This window comes from Geminocystis sp. GBBB08, assembly GCF_016743215.1.
Classification (GTDB): domain Bacteria; phylum Cyanobacteriota; class Cyanobacteriia; order Cyanobacteriales; family Cyanobacteriaceae; genus Geminocystis.
Window position 1 is genome coordinate 1 of sequence record NZ_VRZC01000274.1, and the last position, 2,608, is coordinate 2,608.

General features: G+C 35.0%; 1 protein-coding gene. It reads right to left on the reverse strand.

Annotation, left to right across the window (positions count from 1 at the left end; all coding sequences use genetic code 11):
- Positions 1 to 499: 499 nt before the first annotated feature.
- Positions 500 to 2,572 carry a M3 family metallopeptidase gene (locus FWJ34_RS19120; protein ID WP_308256915.1) on the reverse strand — a complete coding sequence of 691 codons (2,073 nt, stop codon included), beginning with the start codon at positions 2,570 to 2,572 and terminating at the stop codon, positions 500 to 502.
- Positions 2,573 to 2,608 lie beyond the last annotated feature (36 nt).

The following is a 2,608-nucleotide window of genomic DNA, read 5'->3' on the forward strand; positions in this document are numbered from 1 at the left end:
ATAGTTCTGAAAATTTTTTTTATGCACATTTTTTTGACTAAAGTACTTGTGGTAAAAAAGAAATATTTTTTATTATATAGTTATGTGTCTGAAACATAAATGACGGTAGAGATTTTTAATTATTTAATTTTTTTTTTGCGAATAAAAGTTTTTAACCATTGACTAAAATAGTTTTCTGATAATTCACCAAAATTGAAGTCCACTTTTTCAAAAGGGATTTAGGGAGATCGGCTTACGCACTTATAGCGATCAAGTTGTACTCTATAACTGGAGATAATTTTAATTTTGATCAAATCAATTTTTGTTCAACTTTTTTACTAATTCTTTACCTGATAATGATTCGTGGCAAAATCAACATGACAAATTTCAAGGTAAGGGGTTTAAACCCCTTGTTTCATAAGCATTTAATAACTTATTTGTACTATAAAATATTTAACAACTGATTTAGGATTACTATATTTTGAAAAAAAAGTCCCCTAAAGTGGGGATTAAAGAAGAATTAAACAGCTAATAAACCACTGTGTGTTAATAATGGCTTAGTATTGGGTTGTCTGCCTCGAAATTGCTTAAATATCTCCATCGGTGATAAACTACCTCCTAAAGCTAACACCGTATCACGGAAACGTCTCCCCACTTTGGCGATCGCCAATTGATCATCTAAACCAACTTCTTCAAAAGCAGAAAACGCATCAGCACTGAGCACTTCAGCCCATTTATAGCTATAGTAACCGGCGGAATAACCACCAGCAAAAATATGTCCAAAACTACATAAAAATTGATCTTCAGGTAAAGGTGGCATCACAGTAGTGGTTTTAGCTATGCGATCGCGCACTTGATGGGGAGTTTCAGTACCGTTGGGATTATAGTGGGAATGTAACTCTAAATCCACGAGACTAAAATGGATTTGACGCAACATAGCAGAACCACTCATGTAATTTTTACTGGCTAAAAGTTTTTCGTAGTAGTGATAAGGTAAAGTTTCCCCAGTTTGATAATGTTTAGCCATACCAAAGAGAGTATTTTTTTCCAAACACCAATTCTCCATAAACTGACTAGGCAACTCCACAGCATCCCACTCAACATTATTAATTCCCGATGCACCAATATAGTCAATTTTAGTCAACATATGCTGTAAACCATGGCCAAATTCATGAAATAGAGTCTCAACTTCTCCAAAAGTCATTAAACTAGGTTTACCATCAATAGGAGGGGTTTGGTTACAGGTAAGATAGGCAACAGGAAGACGAGTAATAATCTTACCATCTTGCTCAAATTTTGCCCTTCCGAGACAGTCATCCATCCAAGCGCCTCCTCTTTTTTCCGATGGGCGAGAGTAGGCATCAAGATAAAAATGGGCTATAACTTCGTTATTTTCATCAGCTACTTGGAAATATTTTACATCCTCATGCCAAACGGGTGCTTCTCCATCGGTAGGGGTGATAGTAACGCCAAAAATGCGTTTTGCTAACCCAAATAACCCTTCTAAAACTTGATTTAAAGAAAAATAAGGGCGTAATTCTTCTTCTGTAAAGTTAAACTTAGTTTCTCGCTGTTTTTCTGCCCAATAACTCACATCCCAAGTATTTAAGTCATCAACTTTAGCAAACTCTTTTAACTCTTGTAAATCTTTCAAAGCGGAAGAATAACTAACAACCCGCAACTCTTCTAATAATTTTTCGACACTTTCGACATTATCTGCCATTTTTTTGGCAAGGCTTACTTGGGCATAGTTAGAATAACCTAAAATTTGGGCTAATTCCTGTTTTAAGGTTAAAATCTTTTTAATTAAGGGATTATTGTCAAATTCGCCACTAGCCGCACGACTAATAAACGCCCGATAAACTTTTTCTCGTAAATCTCTCCTCCTACTAAATTTAAGAAAAGGACCATAACTAGGATAATCTAAGGTTATCACCCAAGGACCATTTTCGAGGGTAGCATCTTCATCTCCTTCCATTCTTGCGGTTTGGGCAGATAAACTTAATAAACTCGCAGGTAAACCATCAACTTCATCGACAGTCGTAAGGCGCAATTTAAAAGCTTTGGTAGAATCTAAGACATTATTAGAGAATTTTGTGGATAACTCTGCTAATTCTAACTGAATTTGATTAAAACGCTCTTTTTTCTCCCCTTCTAAGGCAACCCCAGATAATTCTGCTTCCTTAATAGCCGATTCAATGATTCTTTTTTGTGCCGACTCAAAATTATTCCATTCTTGACTATTTCTAATTTTGGTAAACCCCTCATATAAAGCCTTACTTTGACTTAATCTATTGGCAAATTTGACTAACTCTGGTTGCACAGTTTCGTAAGCAGTGCGTAATTCAGGACTATTTTTAACCCCCATCAAATGCCCAATAATACCCCAACTCCAGCGCAGTCTATCTTCTAAACGATTTAAGGGAGTAACCAAACCTTGCCATGTAGGTTGAAAACTAGCTTCTAATTGACTTAATTCTATTTCTAATTCTGTTAATAATTGTTTGATGGCAGGTAAAATATGATCTACTTTAATATCATTAAATGGCGGTAATCCTTCACCGATTAATAAGGGATTGTTGGCAGTTATCATAGTTGATTTTTAAAATTTTATAACATTATTTTATAT

Excerpts from the sequence above, each read along its gene's own strand:
- FWJ34_RS19120 (WP_308256915.1), bottom strand. The coding sequence starts at position 2,572 with ATGATAACTGCCAACAATCCCTTATTAATCGGTGAAGGATTACCGCCA.